The sequence below is a fragment of the Delftia sp. GW456-R20 genome (genome assembly GCF_001622915.1).
In the GTDB taxonomy this organism is placed as follows: domain Bacteria; phylum Pseudomonadota; class Gammaproteobacteria; order Burkholderiales; family Burkholderiaceae_C; genus Comamonas; species Comamonas acidovorans.
The window spans coordinates 1,664,265-1,685,784 of the sequence record NZ_LWCN01000004.1; the positions used below are offsets into that span (position 1 = coordinate 1,664,265).

Genomic DNA, 21,520 nt, shown 5'->3' on the forward strand with positions numbered 1-21,520 from the left:
CTTCGCCGGTCCTGCCGCCTTCCAGGCCCTGCACAGAGCGGGCCGGCCGAGCCCCGGCTCAGTGCCGGCCCGAGATGTAGTGCTCCAGCTGCTCGATGATGAACTTCTGCTCGGAGATGATGTCCTTGACCAGGTCTCCGATGGAGATCAGGCCCAGCAGCTTGCCGCCCTCGTCCACCACGGGCAGGTGGCGCAGCCGGTTCTCGGTCATCACCGCCATGCATTCCTGCGTGGTCTGGGTGGGGCCGACGAAGAGCACGTCGCGCGTCATCACGTCGCGCACCAGGGTGGCGCCCGAGGTACGCCCCAGCAGCGCGATCTTGCGCGCGTAGTCGCGCTCGGTGACGATGCCTGCGATCTCGCTGCCCTCCATCACGAGCAGGGCTCCAATGCCCTTGTCGGCCATGAGCCGCAGCGCGTCGAGCACGGAATCGGTAGGCGCGATGCTGTACACCGCGCCGCTGGCCTTGGACTTGAGAATGTCTGCAACTGCTGTCATGGGTGCCTTTCAGTCGTTCGCCAATTCGGTTCTAGTGTCATCCGAACTGCGCCCAAAAAGCAACAGGGCCAGCGCGTGTATGCACACGCACCGGCCCTGCCCGATTCAGTGAATGCGGCCCTTCAGCGGCGACCACCCAGCAGACTGCCACCAATCTTCATCAGATCGCTGAGACCTACCTGGCCGTCGCCATCCTGATCGAGCAGGCTGCCCAGCAAACCACCACCCAGACCGCCCTGCTGCTGCGCCTGCGCATGCTCGCGGCCCAGCACCTGGCCCAGGCCGCCGGCATCCATGCCGCCTGCGCTCACGCGCTGTGCAAGAAAGGACATGACGATGGGTGCCAGCAGCTGCAGCAGCTGGGCCGCGCCGCCGCTGCCCAGGCCCGTGGCCTGGCCCAGTCCGTCCTGCGCGCGCTGCTGGTTGCCGCCCAGGATGTGGCCCAGGATGGCTGCGCCATCGAGCCCGCCACCTGCATTGCCGCCCGCGCCTGCGCCGCCGCCCAGCAGCGAGCCCAGCAGGCCGCCGAGGTCCAGGCCACCGGCGCCGCCGCCGCCGCTGGCCGCGCCATGGTCGCGCTGCAGCGCGCCGAAGAGATTGGCCGCGCCCTGCGGATCGGCCGCATTGCGGCCCAGCGAGGCCAGCAGCACGGGCAGGGCCGCGCCCACGGCGCTTTCGGTCTGGGCGGGGCTGGCGCCGATCTGGTCCGCCATCTGCTGCATGGGCGCGCCCTGCAGTTGGGCCATCAGTTCGGCGGCCAGGGAAGAGCTGGAGTTCATGGTCGTTCCTTCATCCGGTCGCCCGGTCAACACAAAACCACATGGTATGCGCAAGCCTGCGCAGCGCACATGACGGTGCCACGTCCAAGTGTCAACGATGTTTTCCAGCGGCCGCAGGAACCCGCAGGGGTCAGGTCGTGGTCAGCACCCTCTGCGGCTGCGCGCGCGCCTGCCGCATCTGTGGCGGGCTCTGCACCTGGCTGCGTGCCAGGCTCTGTGCCTGGGCCTTCATGGACCGGCGCAGGGCCACGGCATCGCCCGCTGCGGCAGGAGAGCGGCCCGTGACGTCCAGCCGGAACACCTGCACGGTTTCCGACACGGTCTGCGCCTGGGCCTGCAGGGCCATGGCCGATGCCGCGTTCTGCTCGACCAGGGCCGCATTCTGCTGCGTGATGCTGTCCAGATGCGCCACGGCCGCGTTGACCTGCGAGATGCCGCTGAGCTGCTCGCTGGAGGCGCTGTGGATCTCACCGATCAGCAGGCTCACGCGCCGCACCAGATCCAGCGATTCGATCATGGTCTTCTGCGCCACCTCGGTCCTCTGGTTGCCGTCCAGCACCTTGGCGGCGGAGTCGTCGATGAGCTCGCGGATCTCCTTGGCCGCCGCCAGCGTGCGCTGCGAGAGGCTGCGCACCTCGGCCGCCACGACCGCAAAGCCCCGGCCCTGGTCGCCTGCGCGCGCGGCCTCCACCGCAGCGTTCAGCGCCAGGATATTGGTCTGGAAGGCGATGGAGTCGATGAGCTGCGTGATCTCGCCAATGCGCCCCGACGCGGCCTGGATCTGCTTCATGGTGGCGGCCACGCCATCGACGGCGCCGCTGCTGCGTTCGGCCACCTCGCTGGCCTGGGCGGCCAGGTCCGTGGCCTGGCGGGCCGAGTCGGCCGTGTGCTTGACGGTGCCCGTGATCTCCTCCATGGAGGCCGCCGTCTGCTGCAGGTTGCCCGCCTGGGTTTCGGTGCGCGCGGACAGGTCATGGTTGCCCTGCGCGATTTCCCGGCTGGAGATCTGCATCTTGTCGCTTTCCTCGCGCGCATCGCGCACGATGGACAGCAGGTTCACGTTGAGCTGGCTCAGCGCCTTCTGCAGATCGCCCACCACGTCCTTGCGCGTGATGCGTATCGTCTGCGTCAGGTCGCCGGCCGCCAGGCGATTGGCCAGCAGCACCATCTGCGCCAGCGGCGCCACGGTCAGCCGGTAGGCCCAGGCCCCGGCCAGGCCCGTGAAGATGCAGACCGCCAGCCAGGCCAGCGCAGACCATGCGTCCAGCGTATGCCCACCGGCCACCGCCGCGCCAAAGGCCGCAGCCACCACCATGAAGAAGATCAGCACCAGCTTGCCGGCCAGGCCCAGGCTCAATGCGTTGGCCAGGCGGCCGCGCAGGTTGTTGCGCAACAGGTGGCCGGCACGCAGCACGTGGACCCGGCGCCCGGCGTCCTTTTCGGCGCGCATGGTGGCGTAGAGGCGCTCGGCCGCATCGGTCTGCTCGCGCGTGGCCTCGGTGCGCACCGACATGTAGCCCGAGGGCCGGTCGCCATCCATCAGCGGGGTGACATTGGCCATGACCCAGTAGAAGTCGCCGTTCTTGCGCCGGTTCTTCACGGGGGCGGACCAGGGCAGGCCCGCCGAGATGGTCTCCCACATGTCGCGGAAGGCTTCCTCCGGCATGTCGGGGTGGCGGATCATGTTGTGGGGCTGGCCCAGCAGGTCTTCGCGCTCGTAGCCGCTGACCTCGATGAACATCGGGTTGCAGTAGAGGATGCGGCCCTTCAGGTCCGTGGTGGAGACCAGGGTCTGGCCCTTGGGAAACGAGTACTCGCGCGTACTGACCGGCAGATTCACTCTCATAGGCATCCTCCCTTGAAGAAGAAAAATCCTGCGTGCCCCATCCGGCCCAGCGAACCGCTGGCCGGAGTTCACAGTTTTTACCCCGAATCGCCACATTTGAAACAAATAAAAACAAAACCTCCATTGGATTCAGACATCTGATAGGACCGTATCGATAGCACGCGCACCGCTTTGATGCATGCGGCGCACCAGCCTGGCACGGCCGCGCGGACTCGCGTCCCCGGGGCGATCAGTCGCCACAGGGCAGCAGGCCTGGCACGCAGCTTGCTAAATACCGGGCGTGGCCATGAAGGGCCGCAGGGCCAGGCGCAACGACGTGCCACGGCCCGGGACAAAGGCGTCACCCCGCGCGCAGCCATCGGCCGCGCAGCGTGGGGACGCCTTTTTTGTTTTCCGAACCGCAACGGGGGCACGATGAAAAAATCCAGGCTGGTGATGGTGGGCAACGGCATGGCCGGCGTGCGCACGCTGGAGGAGCTGCTCAAGATCGCGCCCGACCTCTACGAGATCACGGTATTCGGGGCCGAGCCCCACCCCAACTACAACCGCATCATGCTGTCGCCCGTGCTGGCGGGCGAGCAGCAGCTGCACGAGATCATCCTCAACGACTGGTCCTGGTATGCGCAGCACGGCATTACCCTGCATGCGGGCTGCCGCGTGCACGCAGTCGACCGGGCGCGCCGCGTGGTGCACGCCGTGGACGCGGCCGGACAGCCGGTGAGCGCCGAGTACGACCGGCTGATCCTGGCCACGGGCTCGCGCCCCTTCATGCTGCCCGTGCCCGGGCGCGAGCTGGAAGGCGTGCTGGGCTACCGCGACATTGCCGACACCCAGGCCATGATCGCGGCGGCCGCCAGCCACCGCCATGCCGTGGTCATCGGCGGCGGCCTGCTGGGCCTGGAGGCCGCCAACGGACTCATGAAGCGCGGCATGGACGTTACCGTGGTGCATGCGGGCGAGCGCCTGCTGGACCGCCAGCTGGACGAGACCGCCGCCGCCTTGCTGCAGGCCTCGCTGGCCGAGCGCGGCATGCGCTTTCTGATGCAGGCCCAGACCCGGGCGCTGACGGGCGACGGCCAGGGCCGCGTGGCCTGCGTGCACCTGCAGGACGGGCGCGAGGCACCGGCCTCGCTGGTGGTCATGGCCGTGGGCATCCGGCCCGAGACCACGCTGGCCGAGCAGATGCACCTGCACGTGCAGCGCGGCATCGTGGTCAGCGACACGCTGCAGACCGTGACCGACCCGCGCATCTACGCCGTGGGCGAGTGCGCGGCGCACCGGGGCGTGGCCTACGGGCTGGTGGCGCCGCTGTTCGAGCAGGGCAAGGTGCTGGCCAACCACCTGGCGGAGATGGGCATCGGCCGCTATCCGGGCTCGCAGACCTCGGCCAAGCTCAAGGTCACGGGCATCCATCTGTTCAGCGCGGGCGATTTCCGCGGCGACGAGGGCACGGAGGAAATCGTGCTCAGCGACCCCGGCGCGGGCGTGTACCGCAAGCTTGTGCTGCGCGGTGACAGGCTGGTCGGCGCCTGCCTGTATGGCGACACCGAGGACGGTGGCTGGTACTTCCGCCTGTTGCGCGATGGCGTGGCAGTGCAGGAACTGCGCGACCGCCTCATGTTCGGCGAAAGTCAAGCCAGCAAGGCCAGCCAGGCCGACCCGGCCAGCGGCGCGTGACGGCGCCCGTGCCCTGCCCTTCCCTCATCCACCCCAGGCCCACCATGCAAGAAACCCGATCCACCTGCCCCTATTGCGGCGTAGGCTGCGGCGTCCTCATCGAAAGCGATGGTGCGCGCATCACGGGCGTGCGCGGCGATCCGGCGCACCCCGCCAACCACGGCCGCCTGTGCACCAAGGGCAGCACCCTGCACCTGACGGCCTCGCCCGCACTGGCACAGCAGACGCGGCTGCTGCAGCCCGCGCTGCGTGCCACGCGCGGCGCGGCGCCCCAGGATGTGGGCTGGGATGCCGCACTGGACCTGGCCGCCGGCAGGCTGGCCTCCATCGTGCAGGAGCACGGCCCCGACGCCGTGGGCCTGTATGTGAGCGGCCAGTTGCTGACCGAGGACTACTACGTCTTCAACAAGCTGGCCAAGGGCCTGATCGGCACCAACAACATCGACACCAATTCGCGCCTGTGCATGAGCAGCGCCGTGGCCGGCTACAAGCTCACGCTGGGCGCCGACGCGCCACCGGCCTGCTACGAGGATGTGGACCATGCGGACTGCCTTTTCATCGCGGGCAGCAACGCGGCCTGGGCGCATCCCGTGCTCACGCGGCGCATCGAGCAGGCGCGTGCCGCGCGGCCGCAGATGAAGATCATCGTGGCCGACCCGCGCCGCACCGACACGGCCGGCATGGCCGACCTCTTCCTGCCGCTGCGCCCGGGCAGCGACACCCTGCTGTTCCACGGCATGCTGCACATCATGGAACTGGAAGGCTGGCTGGACCAGGCCTACATCGCACGCCACACCAGCGGCTTTGCCGACCTGCAGGCCCTGGTGCGGGAGGCCACGCCCGAGCGCGTGGGCGAGCTCTGCGGCCTGCCCCGGCACGATCTGTTCCAGGCCGCGCAATGGTTTGCGCTGGGCGGGGATGCACGCGACGGCGCCGCCCGTGGCGCCACGCTGAGCCTGTACTGCCAGGGCCTGAACCAGAGCAGCAACGGCACGGCCAAGAACGCCGCGCTGATCGGCCTGCACCTGGCCACAGGCCAGATCGGGCGCGCAGGCGCGGGGCCCTTCTCGCTCACGGGCCAGCCCAATGCCATGGGCGGGCGCGAGGTGGGCGGGCTGGCCAATCTGCTGTCGGCCCACCGCGACCTGGCCAACCCCGCCCACCGCGCCGAAGTGGCCGCACTGTGGGGCGTGGACGCCGTGCCGCCCCGCCCCGGCAAGACCGCCGTGGAGATGTTCGAGGCCGCCGCCGAGGGCGAGATCCGCGCGCTGTGGATAGCCTGCACCAACCCTGCGCAAAGCATGCCCGACCAGGCCCTGGTACGGCGCGCGCTGCAGCGGGCCGAATTCGTCATCGTGCAGGAGGCCTTTGCCACCACCGCCACCTGCGCCTACGCCGACCTGCTGCTGCCCGCCACCACCTGGGGCGAGAAGATCGGCACGGTGACCAACAGCGAAAGGCGCATCTCGCGCGTGCGCCCCGCCGTGGCCGCACCCGGTGCCGCGCGCCATGACTGGCGCATTGCAGTGGACTGCGCGCAGCGCATGGAGGCACGGCTGCGCCCAGGCCGGCCCAGCCTCTTCCCCTACGACACCGAAGACGCCGCTGCCGGCGCCCAGGCCATCTGGAACGAGCACCGCGAGAGCACGCGCGGGCGTGACCTGGACATCACCGGCCTGTCCTGGGATCTGCTGGACGCGCAAGGCCCCCAGCAATGGCCGCTGCCCGAAGGTGCAGCCCAGGGCCGCGCACGGCTCTACGAAGACGGCCGCTTTCCCACGCCCGATGGCCGCGCACGCTTTGCCCTGCTGCCCTGGCAGCCGCTGGCCGAGCCGCCCGATGCGCACTATCCCTTCAGCCTGACCACGGGCCGGCTGCGCGACCAGTGGCACGGCATGAGCCGCACGGGCCAGCTGGGCCGCTTGTTCGGCCATGCGGCCGAGCCCTGCCTGCAAATGCACCCGCGGGACATGGCCGAGCGCGGCCTGCGCGCGGGCGACCTGGTGCAGATGAGCAGCCGGCGCGGCGCCCTGCTGGTGCCGGTGCAGCCCGATGACACGCTGACGCCCTCCCAGCTCTTCATGGCCATGCACTGGGGCGGCGAGTACCTGGGCGGCACTTCAATGGGCGGCATCAACGCCCTGACCACACCGGCCTTGTGCCCCGGCTCCAAGCAGCCCGAACTCAAGCACACGGCCGTGAAGCTGCAAAAGGCCGAACTGCCCTGGACCCTGCTGGCCATGGCCTGGCTGCCCGAGGACCGGGTGCTGGCCGTGCGCGAGCAGTTGTCCGCCCTCATGCCGCACTTCGGCTTCGCCAGCTGCGTGCCCTTCGGCAATGCCGTCCCGCTGCAGGATGCTGCCCGGGCCCGGCACGGCGTGCTGCTGCGCGCCGCCGCGCATGAGGCGCCGGGCGAGGCCGTCCTCGCACGGATCGAATCCCTGCTGGGCCTGGATGCCGCCGACACCCTGCGCTACAGCGACCGCCGCCGCCAGCACAGCCGCGCGCTGCGGCTGGACCGCCACAGCCTGTCCACCACGGTCGAGGCCCTGCTGCTGGCGGGCGACACGCGCGCGGGCAGCTGGCTGTCCACCCTGCTGCAGGACCAGATGCCGGCACAGGACTATGGCCGCCTGCTGCTCATGCCCTCGGGTTCGGCGCCGCTGGCCATCCAGCCGCGTGCGCGCCAGGTCTGTACCTGCTTCGATGTGGACGAGACCGCCATCGCAGGCGCGCTTGCGCGCTGCGAGGGCAGCGACGACGCTCGCCTGGCCGCGCTGCAGGGCCAGTTGCGCTGCGGCACCAATTGCGGCTCCTGCCTGCCCGAGCTCAAGCGCCTGGTGCGCCACATACCCCTGGCGAAGAGCCAGGAGACCGCATGAAAGAGGCGATGGAACAACGGGTTTGCATATATAGCGAAAAGTAATGAAACCTGCGGGAAAATATGCCCCCACAGGATTCCACCCACGATTGCAACGCCATGGGCATCAGCCAATACATCAAGGAAATAGGCCGCGGCGCACGCGGAGCCAAGGCGCTGGAGCGCCCGCAGGCGGCCGACCTGTTCGGCCAGGTGCTGGACGGCGGCGTCAGCGACCTGGAGATCGGGGCCTTTTGCATCGCCATGCGCATCAAGGGCGAGACCGTCGAGGAGATGAGCGGCTTCCTGGACGCCGTGCATGCGCGCGTCGCCCGTTTTCCCGCCGCGGCCAATGGCCGCCCCGTGATCGTGCTGCCCAGCTACAACGGCGCGCGCCGCCTGCCCGTGCTCACGCCCCTGCTGGCCCTGCTGCTGGCGCGCGAAGGCCTGCCCGTGCTGCTGCACGGCATGCGCACCGAGGCGCGCCGCATCCTGGCCAGCGATGTGCTGCAGGCCCTGGGCATTGCGCCGCTGCCATCTCCCCAGGCCCTGGCCGGCGGCCAGGTGGCCCATATCCATACCGAACATCTGCACCCGGCCCTGGCGCGCCTGCTGTCCGTGCGCGAGGTCATCGGCCTGCGCAACCCGGGCCACAGCGTGGTCAAGCTGCTGGCGCCCTGCGACGGCCCCTGCCTGCTGGTAACGGCCTACACCCATCCCGAGTACCTGCCCATGCTGCACGGCACCTTCGGGACGCTGGGCATGAATGTCCTGCTCTCGCGCGGGCTGGAAGGCGAGGTCGCGGCCGACCCGCGCCGGCTGCCGCGCTACGACGGCTTTGTGGCAGGCGCCCACCAGCTGCTGGCCGAGCAGCAAAGCGGCACCGCCTCCGACGTGCCGGGCCTGCCCGCCGAGATCGACGTGGACACCACGGCGCGCTACACCGAAGACGTGCTCGCGGGCCGGCTGCCCGTGCCGCCCGCGCTCACACGCCAGGTGGAACACATCGTCCACCTTGCCGATCAGATTCGCTGAACACCCCAGAAAAAACGGAGCCCCGCCATGACGACCCCGTCCCACACCCCTGCGAACACCGCCCGGCGCGGCACCTGCACCCTGGTCGGCGCCGGCCCCGGCGACCCGGAGCTGCTGACCATCAAGGCCCTCAAGGCCATACAGGCTGCCACCGTGCTGCTGGTCGATGACCTGGTCAGCGACGCCATCGTGGCCCATGCCGCGCCCACGGCGCGCATCGTCTACGTGGGCAAGCGCGGCGGCTGCAAGAGCACGCCCCAGGCCTTCATCGAAAAGCTCATGCTGAGCGCCGTGCAGGAGGGCGAGACCGTGGTGCGCCTGAAGGGCGGCGACCCCTTCATCTTCGGGCGCGGCGGCGAAGAGGTGGAGCACCTGCGCGAGGCCGGCATCGAGGTCCAGGTCATCAACGGCATCACTGCTGGCCTGGCCGGGCTCACCAGCCTGGGCGCCCCGCTCACGCACCGCGACCGGGCGCACGGCGTGGTCTTCATCACGGGCCACGCCAAGCCCGGCGACAGCGGCACTGACTGGCGCCAGCTGGCCGCCACCGCGCGCGATGCGCGGCTCACCCTGGTGATCTACATGGGCGTGAGCAGCGTGGAGCACATCCGCGCCGAGCTGCTCAATGGCCTGCCCGCAGCCACGCCCGTGGCCGTGATCCAGCACGCCAGCCTGCCACAGCAGCGCCACGCGCTGACCACGCTGGGCGCGCTGGTGGAGTGCATTGCCGACACGGGCCTGGGCAGCCCCAGCGTCATCGTCGTTGGCGATGTGGTCCATGGCGTACGGGCAATGGCCGAACCTCAGACGCAGCTCACCGCTGCGGTTGCAGCCGCCTGAGTGCGAGATTGCTGCAATCGAAAATCTATCGATTCATAAAAGTCATTAGTTTTCATTAAAAATCCCCTGTTGGCTGCCGAAACGGCGTTTAGACCGTTTTGGCAGACCGTCAGCTCCGCCAGGCGGCGGTAGCGCCATCGGGGGATTCCATGAAAACACCAGGCCTTAATTTCACTTCCACAGCTGCGCAGATACGGCTGTCCGCATGGCGGCGCACGTGGTCGCCGCTGCTGGCCGGCTGCGCGCTTGGCATGGCCCTGCTCATGCCCGGCCTGGCTGGAGGCGCCGAAATGGTGCTGGCCACGCGCGTCACGGCCGCTGCAAAGCCCTGGCTCACACCCGCGCACCGCCAGTGGCTGCAGGCGCGCGGGCCGCTGACCGTGGGCATTTCCCTGCCCGACCATCCTCCCCTGGAAATGATCGATGGCGAGCGCTTCCAGGGCATCACGGCCGACCACCTGGGACTGCTGTTTCCCGCGCCGGTGCGCTTCAAGACCTATGGATCGCGCGTGGCCGTGCTCGATGCGCTGCGGCGCGGCGAGATCGACCTGGCCTGCGAGGGCACCGAGCTGGAGGCCGAACGCGCCGACCTGGCCCTGAGCGTGCCCTACCTGCCCAGCCAGCCCGTGCTGGTGTCGCTCTCGCATGCGCCCTTCGACGCGGAGCGCCGGGGCGCGCGGTTGGCCATGACGCCCGACCAGCTGTTGCGCTCCCAGGTTGCGGCCGCCTATCCTCTCAGCGAGCTGCTGACCTATGAAACACCCCGCCGCGCGCTGGAGGCGCTGAGCCTGGGCGAGATCGATGGCTTCGTCGGCGACACGGTCACGGTGCACTACCTGATCCAGGCCAACTACCTGCTCAACCTGCGCGTGCAGGGCTTTGCCCCCATAGAAAGCCGGGGCTTCGGCATGCTGGTGCGGCATGACGATACGCAGCTGAAGGCCTATCTGGACCAGGCACTGCCCGCCATCACCTTGCAGCATGGCGACGACATTCTGCACAGCTGGAGCGGCAGCCGCCGTCCGCTGCTGGGAAGCGACCGCGTGGCCCTGACACCCTCGGAAAAGCAGTGGCTGGATGCCCATCCCCGCATTCCCGTGGTGCTCAACAGCTCGCTGGGATCGCTGGGAAAGCTGAATGCCGACCGCCAGGCCGAGGGCATAGGACCCGACTACCTGGACCTGATCAGCCACCGCGCCGGCCTGCAGTTCGACTACGTGACCGCACGCAACTACACCGAACTCGAGGCCATTCTGGGCTCGGGCAAGGCCCTGCTCACCCCCGTCTACACCTCGCCGCCGATTGCATCGCCCGATATCAAGCTGCTGCCGCCCTACCTGCGCAGCGCGGTGGTGGTGCTGGCCCGGCCCGAGGCGAATGCGGGCACACAGCGTGACAAGGGCATACACCACCTGCAGGGACTGGAGGGCAAGCGCGTGGCCATGGTGGCTGGCTTCTTCCTGGAGGACACGGTGCGCCGCGAGCATCCGCGCATACGGCTGCAGCTGTATCCCGACCTGGCCCAGGCCCTGGCCAGCGTGGCAGCCGATGACAGCGATGCCTTCGTCGGCAACGACTACGCAGCGCGCTATGCCAACGCCCAGCAATTGGGCAACCAGTTGCAGCTCACCGGCATCCTGGAGGACTACACCCGCCCCGTGAGCCTGGCAGTGCATGCCGCCGAGCCCGAGCTTCTGAGCATTCTGGAGAAGGCCCAGCTGTCCATCTCACCCGAAGAAATGGCCGAAATCGTGCGCCTGTGGGCGCCGCGCGATAGCGGCAGCGGCACGCGCTTTTGGCGCGAGCACCGCCAGCGCCTGCTGCTGCTGCTGGCAGCGCTGGCGCTGGCCACGGCCACCTCCCTGGTCTGGGGCTTTTACCTGAGCCGCCAGATGCGCAGGACGCGCCGTGCCGAGCGGCGCGCCGAGGCCGCCAACCGGGCCAAAAGCCTGTTCCTGTCCACCACCAGCCACGAGATACGCACGCCGCTGAGCGCCATCATCGGCCTGCTGGAGCTGGCTCAGGACCGCGAAAAACTCGGCCTGCCCCACCGCGATACGCTGGCCGCGGCCCACAAGGCCTCACAGGGCATGCTGCTGCTGCTGGGCAATGTGCTGGACCTGCACCGCATCGAGTCGGGCCACATCGACTCCACGCCCCAGCCCGTGGCGCTGCGGCCTCTGATCGAAGACATGGCCCCGCTGCTGCAGGGCCTGGCGCACGGCAAGCGGCTGTCGCTGCGCACCCAGGTTGGCAAGGGCGTGGACCACAGCGTGACGGCCGACCCGCTGCACCTCAAGCAGGTGCTGTTCAACCTGCTGAGCAATGCCATCAAATTCACCGAACGCGGCAGCGTCACCCTGCGCGCGCAAGGCACCCGCCGCCATGACCGCCTGCTGCTGCAGATGGAGGTGGAGGACACCGGCATCGGCATTGCGCCGCAGGACCAGGCCCGGCTGTTCAAGCCCTTTTCGCAGGTGCCGGGCGCCCATCAGGACCAGGCCTTCGGCAGCGGCCTGGGCCTGAGCATCACGCGCCGCCTGCTGGAGCACATGGGGGGGACCATCACCCTGGAGAGCGTGCCGGGCCGGGGCTCACGCTTCACGGTCAGGTTGAGCCTGCCCCTGGTGGAGCCGGACGACAGGCCGTCGGCCGAAGAGGTATTGCCCCGGATCATGCCCGCGCCCCTGGAGCTGCGTGCAAAGGCCGATACAGGCACCGAGCCCCTGCCCGAAGTCCCGGCCGAGCCGGAACTCAGAATCCTGGCCGTGGAAGACTATATGTTCAATCGCGAGCTGCTCAAGAGCCAGCTCACCGCGCTGGGCCAGGGCATCTCGCTGGCCGGCGATGGACAGGAGGCCTGGGCGCGTTGCCTGGTCGAGTCCTTCGATCTCATCATCACCGACGGCCGCATGCCGATCATGGACGGCTTCGAGTTCATCCGGCGCCTGCGTCGGCGGGAAGCCGAAAACCAGCTGCGCCGCTGCCGCGTGATTGCGCTGACCGCCAGTCCCGAGGCCTCCGAGGCCCTGCGCTACCTGCAGGCCGGTGCCGACGAGGTGCTGTCCAAGCCTGCTTCCATGGAAGACCTCAGGCGCGTCATCGAGCAGGTGCGGGACGAGTTGCAGGGCAGCGCGCCCGGCACCTGGCATCGGCCACCGGCCGCACCCTCCACGCTCAGCCCGGCTTGACCGAGCTGCTGGCCGTCACGCGGCTTTGCTCGAAGCGCTGGGCCAGCTCGCGGCGCAGGTCCTTGCGGATCAGCGCGGCCTGCCAGCGGCGCTTTTCCTCGTCGGTGGCCGGCACCAGCGTGGGCACGGGCGCAGGCTGCTTGTTCTCGTCCACCGCCACCATGGTGAAAAAGCAGCTGTTGACATGGCGCACCACCTGGGTGCGGATGTCCTCGGCCACCACCTTGATGCCGATTTCCATCGACGACTTGCCCGTGTGGTTGACGCTGGCCAGGAAGGTCACCAGCTCGCCCACGTGGATGGGCTGCAGGAACATCACCTGGTCCACGCTCAGCGTGACCACATAGCGGCCCGCGTAGCGGCTGGCGCAGGCATAGGCCACCTGGTCGAGCTGCTTGAGAACGGCGCCGCCATGGACGTTGCCCGAAAAGTTCGCCATGTCGGGCGACATGAGCACGGTCATGCTCAGCTGGTGCGATGGGAAATTCATCGCTGGATTTTAGGTCCCCCCTGAGTCGCTGCGCGCCTTCCCCCAGAGGGGGACGACACCCTCGGTGCGGGGCGGCCCTTCCTCGGTGTCCCTGGCTTCAGGACACGCCAGTTTCACAGGGCACGCGAAGGGCTGGCACAAGTGCGCGAGAATGGGCGCCCTTTTGCCCCCCGAGTGACGTTTTTGTGACCTCTTCCCTCTCTTTCGACGCCATCGTCATCGGCGCCGGCGCGGCCGGTCTGTTCTGTGCGGCCCAGGCCGGACAGCGGGGCCTGTCGGTGCTGCTCCTGGACCACGCGGAGAAGGTGGCCGAGAAGATCCGCATCTCGGGCGGCGGCCGTTGCAACTTCACCAACCGCGACCTGGACGTGCGTGCGCCGCACAAGCACTTCGTGGGCGGCAACCCGCAGTTCTGCCGCTCGGCCCTGTCGCGCTACACGCCGGCCGACTTCATCGCGCTGATGGACAGGCACGGCATTGCCCACCATGAAAAGCACAAGGGCCAGCTGTTCGCCGACCGCTCGGCCGAGGACATCATCGCCATGCTACTGGCCGAATGCCAGGCCGGCGGCGTGCAGCGCTGGCAGCCCTGCAAGGTCGATTCCGTCGCGCATGCGGATGGCCAGTACCGCCTGCAGACCAGCCGTGGCGCCGTGCAGGCGCCCAGCCTGGTCATCGCCACGGGCGGGCTGTCCATTCCCAAGATCGGCGCCACCGACTTCGGCTACCGCCTGGCCCAGCAGTTCGGCCTGCCCCTGGTCGAGCGCACGCCGGGCCTGGTGCCGCTGACCTTCGATGGCGACGCCTGGACACCCTACGCCCAGCTCGCCGGCCTGGCCCTTCCGGTCGAGATCAGCACCGGCAGCAAGAAGGAACGCATGGCCTTCATGGAAGACCTGCTGTTCACGCACCGCGGCCTGTCCGGCCCCGCCGTGCTGCAGATCTCTAGCTACTGGAAGCCCGGCACGCCCCTGTGCATCAACCTCGCCCCCGAGGTGGACCTGCAGGACGAATTGCTCAAGGCCAAGTCGCGCTCGCGCAAGCTCATCGCCAACGAACTGGCGCAGTGGCTGCCCTCGCGCCTGGCCGATGCCTGGGTGCAGCAGGACGCGGCCTGGCAGCGCCCCATTGCCGAAGCCTCGGACAAGGCCCTGAACCAGCTGGCCGAGCGCCTGTCGCGCTGGGAGATCGTGCCCACCGGCACCGAAGGCTACAAGAAGGCCGAAGTGACACTGGGCGGCGTGGACACGCGTGCGCTTTCGCAACAGACCATGGAATGCAAGACCCAGCCCGGCCTGTACTGCATCGGCGAAGTGGTGGACATCACCGGCTGGCTGGGCGGATACAACTTCCAATGGGCCTGGGCCAGCGGGTATGCCTGCGCGCAGGCCTTGCCTTGTGCGTGATTTGTCAGATCGCTTTAGTCTCGCGTATAATCGCCCGCTTTGCTGGCAATTGCCCCGTCGGCCAATACTAGTTAACTATTGACGGGGACCAACCGCTGAACATGGCTCTCAGGCCCGATCTTCCCGAGAACCCGCTGTCAGCACAGATATCTGGAAATCTAGCTAATGACCACCATCCGCGTAAAAGAAAACGAGCCCTATGAAGTTGCCCTGCGCCGCTTCAAGCGCACCATCGAAAAGCTCGGCCTGCTGACCGACCTGCGCGCTCGCGAGTTCTACGAGAAGCCCACATCCGAACGCAAGCGCAAGAAGGCTGCCGCCGTCAAGCGTCACTACAAGCGCGTTCGCAGCATGCAGCTGCCCAAGAAGCTGTACTGATCAGCTCTTGACCAGCCGGCTCTCGTCAGCCGCAAAACCCGCGCTCGGGACGCCAGGCGCGGGTTTTTTGTTTTTGTTTTTTGGTTTTTGTTTTCCGACGCCACTACCTCAGGAGAAATGCCATGAGCCTCAAGGCCCAGATCACCGAAGACATGAAGACCGCCATGCGCGCCAAGGACAGCGAACGCCTGGGCACCATCCGCCTGCTGCTGGCCGCGATGAAGCAAAAGGAAGTCGATGAGCGCGTCGAGCTCGACGACGCCGCCGTCATCGCCATCGTGGACAAGCTGATCAAGCAGCGCAAGGACAGCATTGCCGCCTTCGAGGGCGCGGGCCGCCAGGATCTGGCCGACAAGGAAAAGGCCGAAATGGCCGTGCTGACCGCCTACCTGCCCGCACGCATGTCGGCCGAGGAAGTGGCCACCGCCGTGAAGGCCATCGTGGCCGAGCTGGGTGCCTCCGGCCCCGGCGACATGGGCAAGGTCATGGGCGCGGTCAAAGCGCAACTGGCTGGCAAGGCCGACATGGGCCAGGTGTCCGCTGCCGTCAAGGCCGCCCTGGCAGGTTGAGCCTGCTGCGGCAGCCGCGCCCTTTTCAGGACGCTGCTGCCGCCCATTCCTGCTGAAAGTGCTCCTGCAGGAATTCGACACAGACACGCACCTTGGCCGACAGCTGCAGCCGCGTCGGATAGACCGCCCAGACATTGGCCTCCTGCCGCCATTCGGGCAGCAGCTGCACCAGGCGCCCGGCCTGCAGATGGGCGCCCACATCCCACAACGAGCGCAGCGCAATGCCGCGCCCGTCCACGGCCCACTGCACCACCATCTCCCCGTTGTTGGCCGACAGCGGCCCCGTGACCTTCACCGATTGCTCGGCGGCGCCCGCGCGCAGCCGCCACACGCCAAAGGCCTGGTCGCGCTCCTTGATGGCCAGGCAGTCGTGGGCCGACAGCTCGGCCGGCGTGCGCGGCGTGCCACGGCGCGCCAGGTAGGCCGGCGCCGCGCACAGCACGCGGTGGTTGTCGGCCAGCCGCCGCGCAATCAGGTGGGGAGCGATCTCGTCGCCCACGCGCACATCCAGATCGAAGCCCTCCCCCGCCACATCCACCAGCCGGTCGAACACATCCAGCCGCACCTGCAGCCCCGGATGGCGCTCCACCAGCCGGGACAGCGCCGGTGCGATCACATGCCGCCCGAAGCCGAAGCTGCTGCTCACGCGCAGCAGGCCGCGCGGCTCGCTGCGCGTAATGGCCACCTCCTGCATCAGCTGGTCCATGTCGTCGAGGATGCGCTGCGCCCAGTGGAATACGCGCTCGCCCTCCTCGGTCACGGCCACGCGGCGCGTGGTGCGGTGCAGCAGCTTCACGCCCAACTCCTGCTCCAGCAGGCGGATGCGCTTGCTCACATAGGCGGGCGATGCACCCAATTCCTCGGCCGCAGCGGCAAAGCCGGATTTGCGAGCCACCACGGTGAAGACACGCAGGTCTTCGGGAGCCGGTTGTTTATTCACGATCTGTAAACAATGGAACCACAGTTGGCCGATTGTATTTAGCCCTGGCGCAGCCAACAATGCCATGCATGCGGCCAGGCTGTCAGCGGCGCCGCTTCATATCCCTCCATTCGATCCAAGGACAGACACCATGCAAGACACATTCAAGATCGCCGTCATCGCCGGTGACGGCATTGGCAAGGAAGTCATGCCCGAAGGCCTGCGCACGCTGGAGGCCGCCGCCAGCCGCTTTGCGATCAAGCTCGAATTCCACCATTTCGACTGGGCCCACTGCGACTACTACCTGGCCCACGGAAAAATGATGCCCGACGACTGGAAGGCGCAGCTCTGCGGCATGGACGCCATCTTCTTCGGCGCCGTGGGCTGGCCCGCCACCGTGCCCGACCATGTCTCGCTGTGGGGCTCGCTGCTCAAGTTCCGCCGCGAGTTCGACCAGTACATCAACCTGCGCCCCGTGCGCCTGTTCGAAGGCGTGCCCTGCCCGCTGGCCGGCCGCAAGCCCGGCGACATCGACTACTACGTGGTGCGCGAGAACACCGAAGGCGAATACACCTCGCTGGGCGGCATCATGTATGAGGGCACGGACCGCGAAATCGTGATCCAGGAATCGGTCTACTCGCGCAAGGGTGCCGAGCGCCTGCTCAAGTACGCCTTCGACCTGGCCCAAAGCCGCGAGCGCAAGCACGTCACCCTGGCCACCAAGAGCAACGGCATCGCCATCAGCATGCCCTGGTGGGACCAGCGCGCCGAGGACGTGGCCAAGGCCTACCCGGACGTCACGCTGGACAAGCAGCACATCGACATCCTGACCGCGCGCTTCGTGCTGCAGCCGGGCCGCTTCGACGTGGTGGCCGCCACCAACCTGTTCGGCGACATCCTCAGCGACCTGGGCCCGGCCACCACGGGCACCATCGGCCTGGCCCCCTCGGCCAACCTCAACCCCGACCGCAGCTTCCCCAGCCTGTTCGAGCCCGTGCACGGCTCGGCGCCCGACATCTACGGCAAGAACATCGCCAACCCCATCGCCATGGTCTGGTCGGCAGCGCTGATGCTGGACTTCCTGACCCACGGCCAGGGCGCAGGCCGCGCGGCGCACGACGCCATCGTCTCGGCCATCGAGGAAGTCATCAAGAACGGCCCCCGCACGCCCGACCTGGGCGGCACGGCCAGCACCACCGAAGTGGGCCAGGCCATCGCGGCACAGATCGCGGGCAAGTAGGCCTCAGGGCTGCTGCGCCTGCCGGGGCCGGCGCACGGCCCTGATGCGGCCGCTTTCTCCGCCGCCGCAGAAGAAGCGGTCGCCGCCGTCGGACTCCAGCCCCGACACGCCGGTGCCGGCCGGCATCTCCAGCCGCTGCAGCACGGCACCGCTGTCCGGGTCCAGGCGCCGCAGATCGCTCTGGCCCTCTTCCCAGGTGCCGTGCCACAACTGGCCGTCCACCCAGGTGACGCCGGTGACGAAGCGGTTGGACTCCAGGGTGCGCAGCACCGCCCCAGTGTCGGGGTCGATCTGATGGATCTTGCGGCCGTGGTACTGACCCACCCACAGCGAGCCCTCGGCCCAGGCCATTCCCGAATCGCCGGCATCGCCGCCGCCCCCGGGTGCAGGAATGGTGGCCAGCACATGGCCGGTGGACAGGTCGATCTTCTGGATACGGTCATTGGCGATCTGGAACAGATGCCGGCCATCGAAGGCCGTGCCGGCATCGCCCGGCACAGGGATGCTGCGCACGATCCGGCCGCTGTCGGGGTCCAGCGCCTGCAATTGGGTGCCGGTGGCGAACCAGACCTGGCTGCCGTCGTAGGACACCCCGTGCACGCAATCGATGCCGGGAAAGGGACCGTATTCGCGGATGATTTCTGCAGCTTCTGTCTTCATGCGGAACTCCTGGTTGCGTTGGTCGGCCCATGCTAGCCAGCCGGCAGCACAGCGGGGAGTAACAAAGTCGTCGTGAATCCCGGCGCAGGCCGGGCCACCCAACGGCGGGCGCGTCCCCGGCCCACGGGCTGCGCCAGCGCGTCGCGCTCCAGCGCCTCCAGGGTCCTCTGGACGCTGCGCTGGCTCGCGCCCAGTGCCAGGGCCAGCGCCGAACTGGCCCAGGCCTCGCCATCGGAGAGCAGCGCCAGCACCGGCCCGCACAGCGTCCCTTGCACTGCTTCCAAGGGCCGTGCCAGCACGGCCACCCGGGCCTGCCGGGGCGCCAGCACAAATCCCAGGGGCGTGGCGTGAACTTCGGCCAGCGGCCGCAGCAGGCGGCGCAGGCGGCCAATCTCGACACGCAGACGCGCACGGTACGAATCATCGGCCTGCCGGGCGCGGAATACCTGCGCCACCAGCGCCTCGCGTGAGACATCGCCGGGCCAGGCCTCGCCCAGCGCGCGCGCCAGCGCAAACAGCACCGGGCGCCCCGCCAGCGAGACCGCCACCGCTCCGGCGCGCACCGCATGGCGGCAGGCATCCACCACCAGCGCGCCCGAAGCCAGCAGGGTCCCGGCCTCATCCAGCGACAGCAGCTTCTGAGCCTGCGGTCCGGCCGGCTCGCGCTCCAGCAGCACCGCAGCAGGCGCGTGAAGGGCCTGGGCGGCCTGCCCCACCTCGGCGGCCAGTGCTGCAATGCCGGCGGCGCCGGCCGCCTGCGCGGCATCGGCCAGCGCACTGTGCGCCGCACGGATGTCCAATCGGCGCATGGCGATACCCGCCAGGGCCAGGGCATGGAACGCCTGCAAGGCGGCAGGCAGCAGCGCGGGCCGCAGTCCGCCCAGCAGACCCTCGGCCTCGCCCAGGCGGCCCAGCAGCAGGCAACGGCGTATTTCCAGATAGCCTGCATGCGCGGCGTTCACAGGATCGCCATGCGCCTGCAGCACTGCCCGCGCCGCAACCAACCTGCGGGCCGGCCATGCCAGCTCGCGCAGGGCCAGTGCAATCTCGGCCTCGGCCACTACGCAGCGGGCGCGGGCCACGGCCTCATGGGTGCCGAAGGCGCGCGCAGCGCTGCGCAGCAAGGCCCGGGCCCGTACCAGATCGCCCAGTTGCGCCATGGCGATGCCACGCAGTGCCAGCGCGGGCGCATCGTCGCGCAGCGCCACCCGGTTCAGCGCACCAAGGGGGTCGCCAACCGCGAGCGCACGGGCCGCCGCCGTGATCAGAGAATCCATGCCCATCCCATCCATCGTGTGCGGCACGGCTGTGCCTGCAATCCATCCCGGGCCAACGCACGGTCACGGCCCGGTCATCGGTGGGCGCTAGGCTGGGTCGCCAAACGCCCTGCCAAACGCCCTGCCAAACGCTCTGCCAAACGCTTTGCCACACCCACTCCCCCGCCATGATGCTCCGCCGCCATCTTCTGCTGTCCACGGCTGCCGGCTCGCTGCTGCCCTCCATCCTCCGGGCCCAGTCCGCACCCGCCGCCATCACGCGCGACGCGGCGCGGCCGCTGCTGCCCTCGGGCCTGCAAAGCGGCGATGTGCTGGCTGACCGCGCCATCGTCTGGGCGCGCGCCAGCCGCGATGCGCGCATGTGGATCGAATGGTCCACCACCTCCGGCTTTGCCAACCCCACGCGCGTGCGCGGGCCGGATCTGCTGATGGACAGCAGCGACGGCACGGGCCGCATCGACCTGCAGGGCCTGCCTGCGGGCCAGGACATCTTCTACCGCGTGGTGCTGGAGGACTTTGCCAGCGCCAATGTGCGCTCGCCCGCCGTGCAGGGGCGCTTTCGCACGCCGCTGGCGGCGGGCATGCCCGCCACGCGGCCGCTGCGCTGGTGTGGAGCGGAGACACCGCAGGCCAGGGCTTCGGCATCAACGAGGCCTTTGGCGGCATGCGCATCTACGAGGCCATGCGCAGGACCGACCCCGACGTGTTCCTGCACAGCGGCGACACCATCTATGCCGACGGCCCCATTGCCGCGCAGATGAAGCTGCGCGACGGCACGCTGTGGAAGAACCTGGTCACGCCCGAGGTCGCCAAGGTGGCCGAGACGCTGGACGAATTCCGGGGCCGCCACCGCTACAACCTCATGGACGCCAACGTGCGCGCCCTGGGCAGCGAGGTCGCCCAGATCTGGCAGTGGGACGACCACGAGGTCACCAACAACTACTCGGACAGCAAGAGCGTGGCCAACGACACGCGCTACACCGAAAAGAACGTGCAGCTGCTGGCCGCACGCGGCCAGCGCGCCTTCATGGAATACGCGCCCATGCGTCCCTTCGGCGCGGCCATGCACCAGCGCCTGTACCGCCGCCTGCCCCAGGGCCCGCTGGCCGACATCTTCGTGATCGACATGCGCAGCCACCGCGGCCCCAACAGCCACAACCTGCAGGCGGCCGAAGGCCCGGACACCGACATGCTGGGCCGCCCGCAGGTGCAGTGGCTGCTGGACGGCCTCAAGCGCAGCCGCGCCACCTGGAAGCTGATCGCCAGCGACATGCCCATCAGCCTCTTCGTGCCCGATGGCAAGGATGCCGAGGGCCGCGCCCAGTGGGAGGCCGTGGCCAATGGCGAGCATGGCGCACCCCGGGGCCGCGAGTTGGAGATGGCGCGCCTGCTCAAGGGCATCAAGGATGCGGGCATCCACAACGTGGTCTGGCTCACGGCCGACGTGCACTACACGGCGGCCCACCATTTCAGCCCCGAGCGCGCCAGCTTCCAGGACTTCGACCCGTTCTGGGAATTCGTCTCCGGCCCGCTGAACGCGGGCGGCTTCGGCCCCAACGAGATGGACAGGACCTTTGGCGGCGAAGTCGTTTTCCAGAAAAGCGCGGTCCACGCCAACTCGGCGCCCAGCGAAGGCTTCCAGTTCTTCGGCCAGCTCGACATAGACCCCCGCAGCCAGGCGCTGACCGTGGTGCTCAAGGACCTGGACGGCAAGGCGCTGTACACGAAGACGCTGGAGCCGCAGCGCAGCTGAGCCTGCCGCCTGGAGATCACGGCATTGCCCCCGCCGCAGGCCCCTGGCCGGCGAACAGGGCAAGATGGCCGGCTGCGGCATTCGGGCCGCTCAGACACAGC

At 68.8% G+C, this 21,520-nt stretch carries 16 protein-coding genes and 1 pseudogene; 10 read left to right on the top strand and 7 right to left on the bottom strand.

The window, feature by feature from the left end:
- Positions 1-58: 58 nt before the first annotated feature.
- The 3 genes from A4F85_RS12820 to A4F85_RS12830 form a co-directional block, all read right to left on the bottom strand.
- Positions 59-499: a CBS domain-containing protein gene (locus A4F85_RS12820; RefSeq protein WP_012204294.1), complete on the bottom strand. Its 441-nt coding sequence runs from the start codon at positions 497-499 to the stop codon at positions 59-61.
- Positions 500-621: 122 nt separating this feature from the next.
- Positions 622-1,278 (bottom strand): DUF937 domain-containing protein, encoded by a 657-nt coding sequence (locus A4F85_RS12825; protein WP_063326784.1) that lies wholly within the window; start codon positions 1,276-1,278, stop codon positions 622-624.
- 130 nt (positions 1,279-1,408) lie between these two features.
- Positions 1,409-3,124 carry a methyl-accepting chemotaxis protein gene (locus A4F85_RS12830; protein WP_063326785.1) on the bottom strand — a complete coding sequence of 572 codons (1,716 nt, stop codon included), beginning with the start codon at positions 3,122-3,124 and terminating at the stop codon, positions 1,409-1,411.
- A 414-nt stretch (positions 3,125-3,538) separates the two neighbouring features.
- On the opposite strand from A4F85_RS12830, the gene A4F85_RS12835 reads away from it, so the two are divergent.
- The 5 genes from A4F85_RS12835 (at position 3,539) to A4F85_RS12855 (ending at position 12,727) form a co-directional block, all read left to right on the top strand.
- Positions 3,539-4,801, top strand: a complete 1,263-nt coding sequence (locus A4F85_RS12835; RefSeq protein ID WP_082848196.1) for an NAD(P)/FAD-dependent oxidoreductase — start codon at positions 3,539-3,541, stop codon at positions 4,799-4,801.
- A gap of 44 nt (positions 4,802-4,845) precedes the next feature.
- The gene (locus tag A4F85_RS12840) at positions 4,846-7,683 is read left to right on the top strand and encodes a nitrate reductase (RefSeq protein WP_063326786.1); all 2,838 of its coding nucleotides are present in this window, start codon (positions 4,846-4,848) and stop codon (positions 7,681-7,683) included.
- Positions 7,684-7,781: 98 nt separating this feature from the next.
- Positions 7,782-8,696 (top strand): DNA-binding protein YbiB, encoded by a 915-nt coding sequence (gene ybiB, locus A4F85_RS12845; RefSeq protein ID WP_063326787.1) that lies wholly within the window; start codon positions 7,782-7,784, stop codon positions 8,694-8,696.
- 27 nt (positions 8,697-8,723) lie between these two features.
- Positions 8,724-9,536, top strand: a complete 813-nt coding sequence (cobA, locus tag A4F85_RS12850) for a uroporphyrinogen-III C-methyltransferase (RefSeq protein WP_063326788.1) — start codon at positions 8,724-8,726, stop codon at positions 9,534-9,536.
- Between the two features lie 251 nt (positions 9,537-9,787).
- Positions 9,788-12,727: an ATP-binding protein gene (locus tag A4F85_RS12855; protein ID WP_063326789.1), complete on the top strand. Its 2,940-nt coding sequence runs from the start codon at positions 9,788-9,790 to the stop codon at positions 12,725-12,727.
- Here A4F85_RS12855 and A4F85_RS12860 read toward each other — a convergent pair.
- Entirely contained in the window at positions 12,714-13,217 is a 504-nt protein-coding gene (locus tag A4F85_RS12860) for an acyl-CoA thioesterase (protein WP_013803479.1), read from the bottom strand. The two genes, A4F85_RS12855 and A4F85_RS12860, sit on opposite strands and share 14 nt — an antisense overlap.
- Before the next feature lie 185 nt (positions 13,218-13,402).
- On the opposite strand from A4F85_RS12860, the gene A4F85_RS12865 reads away from it, so the two are divergent.
- The 3 genes from A4F85_RS12865 (at position 13,403) to A4F85_RS12875 (ending at position 15,570) form a co-directional block, all read left to right on the top strand.
- The gene (locus A4F85_RS12865) at positions 13,403-14,623 is read left to right on the top strand and encodes an NAD(P)/FAD-dependent oxidoreductase (RefSeq protein WP_063326790.1); all 1,221 of its coding nucleotides are present in this window, start codon (positions 13,403-13,405) and stop codon (positions 14,621-14,623) included.
- Between the two features lie 165 nt (positions 14,624-14,788).
- Positions 14,789-15,001, top strand: a complete 213-nt coding sequence (gene rpsU / locus A4F85_RS12870) for a 30S ribosomal protein S21 (RefSeq protein WP_012204283.1) — start codon at positions 14,789-14,791, stop codon at positions 14,999-15,001.
- Between the two features lie 122 nt (positions 15,002-15,123).
- Positions 15,124-15,570 (top strand): GatB/YqeY domain-containing protein, encoded by a 447-nt coding sequence (locus tag A4F85_RS12875; RefSeq protein ID WP_012204282.1) that lies wholly within the window; start codon positions 15,124-15,126, stop codon positions 15,568-15,570.
- A gap of 25 nt (positions 15,571-15,595) precedes the next feature.
- Here A4F85_RS12875 and A4F85_RS12880 read toward each other — a convergent pair whose 3' ends face one another.
- Complete coding sequence (locus A4F85_RS12880) at positions 15,596-16,510, bottom strand: LysR substrate-binding domain-containing protein (protein ID WP_170962064.1); 915 nt, start codon at positions 16,508-16,510, stop codon at positions 15,596-15,598.
- Between the two features lie 130 nt (positions 16,511-16,640).
- Here A4F85_RS12880 and A4F85_RS12885 point away from each other — a divergent pair, with 130 nt between their 5' ends.
- Positions 16,641-17,729 carry a tartrate dehydrogenase gene (locus A4F85_RS12885; RefSeq protein ID WP_013803482.1) on the top strand — a complete coding sequence of 363 codons (1,089 nt, stop codon included), beginning with the start codon at positions 16,641-16,643 and terminating at the stop codon, positions 17,727-17,729.
- Positions 17,730-17,732: 3 nt separating this feature from the next.
- Here A4F85_RS12885 and A4F85_RS12890 read toward each other — a convergent pair whose 3' ends face one another.
- A complete protein-coding gene (locus A4F85_RS12890; protein WP_063326791.1) occupies positions 17,733-18,389 on the bottom strand; it encodes a Vgb family protein in 657 nt (218 codons plus the stop codon).
- A gap of 32 nt (positions 18,390-18,421) precedes the next feature.
- Positions 18,422-19,666 carry a hypothetical protein gene (locus tag A4F85_RS12895; RefSeq protein ID WP_063327974.1) on the bottom strand — a complete coding sequence of 415 codons (1,245 nt, stop codon included), beginning with the start codon at positions 19,664-19,666 and terminating at the stop codon, positions 18,422-18,424.
- A 167-nt stretch (positions 19,667-19,833) separates the two neighbouring features.
- Here A4F85_RS12895 and A4F85_RS12900 point away from each other — a divergent pair.
- Positions 19,834-21,419, top strand: a pseudogene (locus tag A4F85_RS12900) (alkaline phosphatase D family protein).
- The last annotated feature ends 101 nt before the right edge of the window (positions 21,420-21,520 follow it).

Bases quoted from the DNA above. Each gene is read 5' to 3' on its own strand.
- A4F85_RS12825 (WP_063326784.1), bottom strand. From the start codon at position 1,278: ATGAACTCCAGCTCTTCCCTGGCCGCCGAACTGATGGCCCAACTGCAG.
- A4F85_RS12890 (WP_063326791.1), bottom strand. From the start codon at position 18,389: ATGAAGACAGAAGCTGCAGAAATCATCCGCGAATACGGTCCCTTTCCC.
- cobA (WP_063326788.1), top strand. From the start codon at position 8,724: ATGACGACCCCGTCCCACACCCCTGCGAACACCGCCCGGCGCGGCACC.
- rpsU (WP_012204283.1), top strand. From the start codon at position 14,789: ATGACCACCATCCGCGTAAAAGAAAACGAGCCCTATGAAGTTGCCCTG.
- A4F85_RS12855 (WP_063326789.1), top strand. From the start codon at position 9,788: ATGGCCCTGCTCATGCCCGGCCTGGCTGGAGGCGCCGAAATGGTGCTG.
- A4F85_RS12860 (WP_013803479.1), bottom strand. From the start codon at position 13,217: ATGAATTTCCCATCGCACCAGCTGAGCATGACCGTGCTCATGTCGCCC.
- ybiB (WP_063326787.1), top strand. From the start codon at position 7,782: ATGGGCATCAGCCAATACATCAAGGAAATAGGCCGCGGCGCACGCGGA.
- A4F85_RS12835 (WP_082848196.1), top strand. From the start codon at position 3,539: ATGAAAAAATCCAGGCTGGTGATGGTGGGCAACGGCATGGCCGGCGTG.
- A4F85_RS12885 (WP_013803482.1), top strand. From the start codon at position 16,641: ATGCAAGACACATTCAAGATCGCCGTCATCGCCGGTGACGGCATTGGC.
- A4F85_RS12820 (WP_012204294.1), bottom strand. From the start codon at position 499: ATGACAGCAGTTGCAGACATTCTCAAGTCCAAGGCCAGCGGCGCGGTG.
- A4F85_RS12875 (WP_012204282.1), top strand. From the start codon at position 15,124: ATGAGCCTCAAGGCCCAGATCACCGAAGACATGAAGACCGCCATGCGC.
- A4F85_RS12830 (WP_063326785.1), bottom strand. From the start codon at position 3,124: ATGAGAGTGAATCTGCCGGTCAGTACGCGCGAGTACTCGTTTCCCAAG.
- A4F85_RS12840 (WP_063326786.1), top strand. From the start codon at position 4,846: ATGCAAGAAACCCGATCCACCTGCCCCTATTGCGGCGTAGGCTGCGGC.
- A4F85_RS12895 (WP_063327974.1), bottom strand. From the start codon at position 19,666: ATGGATTCTCTGATCACGGCGGCGGCCCGTGCGCTCGCGGTTGGCGAC.